This window comes from Pseudomonadales bacterium (genome assembly GCA_013215025.1).
Classification (GTDB): Bacteria; Pseudomonadota; Gammaproteobacteria; order Pseudomonadales; family DT-91; genus DT-91.
The window spans coordinates 1-4,207 of record JABSRR010000126.1 but is presented as its reverse complement, the minus strand read 5'-3'; the positions used below and the strand labels follow the sequence as shown (position 1 = coordinate 4,207).

The window sequence follows — 4,207 nt, the reverse complement described above, 5'->3', positions numbered from 1 at the left end:
TAAAAGGTGTGACCCAGACGGCTCAATCAGAAAAATTAGATAATTCAGGGATTGTCAGTTGAATAAGCATTATCTGGGTATATTTTTACGTGGCATGGCAATGGGTGCTGCCGATATTGTGCCAGGCGTATCTGGCGGCACCATGGCCTTAATTACCGGCATCTATCAGCAGCTTCTCGATAGCTTACGCGCCATTAACCCATCGGCACTTTATATATTTTGGCAGCAAGGGCCGAAAGCGTTTTGGCAAACCATAAACGGTAATTTTTTGTTGGCTTTATTACTGGGTATTTTGACAAGTTTATTGAGTCTTGCACACATCATTAGCTATATATTAAGCCACTACCCGATACTCTTNTGGGCATTCTTTTTCGGTCTGGTNTTTGCCTCAGCCTGTTGGTTATTCAAACAGCAGCCTGCGCCAGCCAAGCATTTATTACTGCCGCTAGGTATTGGCTTTGCAGTGGCTTGGCTGATTACCTCGGGTAAGCCAGTGCAACTGGATATTACCCCCTTTACTATGTTTTTTGCAGGCGCTATCGCGATAAGCGCGATGATATTACCCGGTATATCGGGTAGCTTTATTTTATTGTTATTGGGCGTTTACCCAGTAATCATTGCGGCAATTAAAAATCTCGAGCTTGGCTTGTTACTTTTCTTTGGTGGTGGCTGTTTGGTCGGCCTATTAAGCTTTGTGCATTTACTGTCGTTTTTGTTAAAGCGCTATTACGCGATTTCTATGGCAGTGCTGACGGGTTTTTTGTTTGGCTCTTTAAATGCGCTATGGCCTTGGAAACAAGTGTTAAGTAGTTATATCAGCTCTAGCGGTGTTGAAAAAGCATTGCTGCAGCAAAATATCTCACCGCTACAATTTGAATTATTAAATCAAACACCGTCTTATTGGCCTATGGCTCTAGGCTTAGCGGTTTTAGGTGCAGTGTGCGTTTGGCTTCTTGAAAGGCTATCACAACTCAACCATTAAGCATGATGAAGACCATGTATCAGCAGATTGCAGCTCTCTTTCATACTTTGCCATTATTAGCGGCGATAATAGCGTTATCAGCTTGTCAATCGCATCCGCCGGTGCCAGTGGTCGAGCTTGGTCAGTCGCCATACACTGCAAAAACGTATACAGTACAAAAAGGTGACACGCTATATGCGATCGCTTTTCGTTTTTCAATGCAGGCCAAACAGCTTGCAGCGATTAACGGTATATCTGCACCATATACCATTTACCCTAAGCAAATTTTACAGCTATATCCGGGTTCGACGGTGGTAAATTCATCGTCAACGGCAGTTCGAAATAATGTAAGAAAAGACGCACAAAAATCATCGTCAAAATCTCAGCCTACAAAGGGTAGAGTCTCCCAGGTTAAAACATCAAATGTCTATGGTAACAGCCGCCCCAAAAGCTCCAAAATGGTTCCATCGTCAAACGATAAAGGTTGGTTATGGCCTGTGCGCGGAAAAGTGATTGAAGGCTTTTCTACGTCACGAACTATTAACAAAGGTATTGATATTTCTGCTGCAATAGGATCGCCAATTGTTAGCAGTCGATCCGGTGTTGTGGTTTATGCAGGCAGTCGTTTGAAAGGGTATGGCAATCTGATTATTGTTAAACACAGTGATGATTATCTTACTGCCTATGCACACAATAAATCACTGTTAGTAAAAGAAGGTGACTCGGTTAAGCAGGGGCAAAAAATTGCAACCCTTGGTAAGTCCTCTGCCAGCGAGCCGAAACTGCATTTTGAAGTTCGCAAACAGGGTAAGCCAGTAAACCCTCTACGTTATCTAACAGAATAATCCCTGATCACTTTCGGTCAGCGGATACCTACCGGGAGTGAAGCATGGAGTTATCAAACAATAGTTCTATCGAAGACGTTAGCCAAGTCGAACTTGGTATTGAACTGTCCGAGGAAAAAGACACTGTCGATTCTGAACAAGAAGATCGCGCTTTTGAGCAGCGATTAAAATCCTTGGAAAATGATAAATCAAACCGAAGTCCAGATGCCACGCAAATGTATCTTAACGAAATTGGCTTCTCACCACTATTGACCGCTGAAGAAGAGGTAAAGTTTTCGCGTATGGCTTTAGCTGGAGACGAAGCGGGACGTAAACGCATGATTGAGTCGAATTTGCGTTTGGTAGTCAAGATATCGCGTCGCTACCTAAATCGTGGGCTCAGCTTGCTGGACTTGATAGAGGAAGGCAATCTTGGCCTGATTCGCGCCGTTGAAAAGTTCGATCCAGAGCGCGGTTTTCGTTTTTCAACCTATGCTACATGGTGGATTCGTCAAACGATCGAGCGCGCGATTATGAATCAAACACGAACTATTCGTTTACCTATTCATATTGTTAAAGAGCTAAATGTCTACCTTAGAGCCTCACGTGAGTTGGCTCAACAGCTTGACCATGAACCATCGGCCGAAGAAATTGCCGCTAAAGTCAATAAGCCTGTGGCAGATGTTGAGCGCATGCTAAAGCTTAATGAACGGGTTACCTCAATCGATACACCTTTAGGCAGTGATAATGAAAAAACAGTTTTGGACTTGGTGGCTGAGCAACATGATAGTAACCCCCAGAATATCTTACAGGGTGATAATTTAAATGCCTGCCTTGATGACTGGCTTGATGAACTAACGCAAAAGCAGCGCGAGGTTATTGCAAGACGCTTTGGTTTGCGCGGTCATGATCCAAGCACGTTGGAAGAAGTAGGTGCTGAAATAGGTTTAACGCGTGAGCGCGTTAGACAGATTCAAGTAGAAGCCTTAAAGCGCATGCGCGATATTCTTACGCATCAAGGCCTGTCCAGTGAATCCCTGTTCGAAGCCATGCACTAGGTAAATGCTATTTCAATAGTAGTGGGCTTGATGAATAATATTGAGCTTGCTTCTGAGCTAACGGCAAAGTTTTTAATAAATTGCGAGAGATCAGTCACGGCCCTCCTCAGTGTTACGTATCTCGTTAAACCAAGCTTAGCGTGAAAATAACCGAGCAACAAAGCTCGGTTTTTTTTGCTCTGAGGTGCTAGAAAAGGTAGAAGAGGGGGTTGAGCTTAGACCGTGTTTATTCCAATCTTCTAGCAGTTGGCCTAACATAAATGCTTGATCGGCCAAATGATTCAATTCGCCCTCGGTATTTTTCATGCCAGAGAAAGGTTTTAATTTATCCAGCTGCTTTGCTAAGGGGTGATCAGTTTGTTGTCGACGCGCGACTTCAAGTTTCCAGCGAGTGTTGTTGACTACAATGCGTAATAAACTAGCTTTAGTCTTGAGTTTGAAGCTTGAGAAATCATAAAGCTCTGTAAAAATGCTGGCGTCTAGAGCTAGCACCATTGATGCCTCTTGTGGGTCGCAGATAAGTGTTGCACTTCTTGGCTGGTCATTGACTGCGCTAAGTGCACCAAATACTTGGCCTGAAGATAATGTCGCAATCTGCGATGAGCGGCTGGCGTCAGAGAAAACAGTAAGGCTACCCTTTAACAAAAAATATAAAGACTGATCTTCATCATCCTGGGTTATTACCGTTTCGCCAGCCTGATACTGCATCAGTTTAGATTGCTTAAGTAATAGCTCAAATTGCTGTCTATCCTCATGCATTAAATCACTAAAAAAAGGGATTTGATTTAGATATTGATCTAAGCTGCTGGGATCAATTTTTTTAAGACTAATCGTTTTCATCGTATCTACATCATTTAAGTATATTAATCATGCAATACAGCTTATCTCAAAACTAGCCTTAGCTATGCTTAAAGGTTTAAGAATTGATGCATGGTTCACACGCTAAACGATTAATGGTTCAGGCTTTCAATACCCCTTTGAATGCTTCGCTGGGAACAGTAGTATTGAAGTAATACAGAAGTAAAGGCTCGAATATGCCTTTTATGAAAATTCTTGATGAGCGAAGGCTAAGGGCTGTTATCTAGCCCCTAGCTCAGCTTTTTAACAGCATCGCTAAAGAAAAAGTTCAGCAATCGTTAGCGCTGAGCAAATAACGGGGATGGTTGTTGTACAGCGCCCTGATAGCTGATGCTAAAGTCTTTTAATCGCTCTAATGATTGTTCTAAGTTCTGATCGGCGCGCATAGCAAAGCTATTAAAACCAACTCGATATAAATAGAAAAGTTGATCTTGTAAAACATCACCGATAGCACGAAGCTCTCCCTGATATTGCATTTGCATACGCAGTTTATGGGCATAGCTATA

General features: G+C 42.8%; 5 protein-coding genes. 3 read left to right on the top strand and 2 right to left on the bottom strand.

Annotation, left to right across the window (positions count from 1 at the left end):
* Positions 1 to 100: 100 nt before the first annotated feature.
* From HRU21_09000 to rpoS, 3 genes are read left to right on the top strand one after another with little or no spacing between them, the layout of a single operon-like run.
* A complete protein-coding gene (locus tag HRU21_09000; protein ID NRA42428.1) occupies positions 101 to 982 on the top strand; it encodes a DUF368 domain-containing protein in 882 nt (293 codons plus the stop codon).
* A 2-nt stretch (positions 983 to 984) separates the two neighbouring features.
* Positions 985 to 1,806: a peptidoglycan DD-metalloendopeptidase family protein gene (locus HRU21_08995; protein NRA42427.1), complete on the top strand. Its 822-nt coding sequence runs from the start codon at positions 985 to 987 to the stop codon at positions 1,804 to 1,806.
* Between the two features lie 44 nt (positions 1,807 to 1,850).
* Complete coding sequence (rpoS, locus tag HRU21_08990) at positions 1,851 to 2,843, top strand: RNA polymerase sigma factor RpoS (GenBank protein NRA42426.1); 993 nt, start codon at positions 1,851 to 1,853, stop codon at positions 2,841 to 2,843.
* A gap of 135 nt (positions 2,844 to 2,978) precedes the next feature.
* On the opposite strand, the gene HRU21_08985 is transcribed toward rpoS, so the two are convergent.
* Both HRU21_08985 and HRU21_08980 read right to left on the bottom strand, forming a co-directional pair.
* Positions 2,979 to 3,683 carry a cyclic nucleotide-binding domain-containing protein gene (locus HRU21_08985; GenBank protein NRA42425.1) on the bottom strand — a complete coding sequence of 235 codons (705 nt, stop codon included), beginning with the start codon at positions 3,681 to 3,683 and terminating at the stop codon, positions 2,979 to 2,981.
* A 296-nt stretch (positions 3,684 to 3,979) separates the two neighbouring features.
* The coding region (locus tag HRU21_08980; GenBank protein NRA42424.1) for a DUF934 domain-containing protein at positions 3,980 to 4,207 on the bottom strand (228 nt) is incomplete at its 5' end.

Bases quoted from the DNA above. Each gene is read 5' to 3' on its own strand.
- HRU21_08995 (NRA42427.1), top strand. From the start codon at position 985: ATGATGAAGACCATGTATCAGCAGATTGCAGCTCTCTTTCATACTTTG.
- rpoS (NRA42426.1), top strand. From the start codon at position 1,851: ATGGAGTTATCAAACAATAGTTCTATCGAAGACGTTAGCCAAGTCGAA.
- HRU21_08985 (NRA42425.1), bottom strand. From the start codon at position 3,683: ATGAAAACGATTAGTCTTAAAAAAATTGATCCCAGCAGCTTAGATCAA.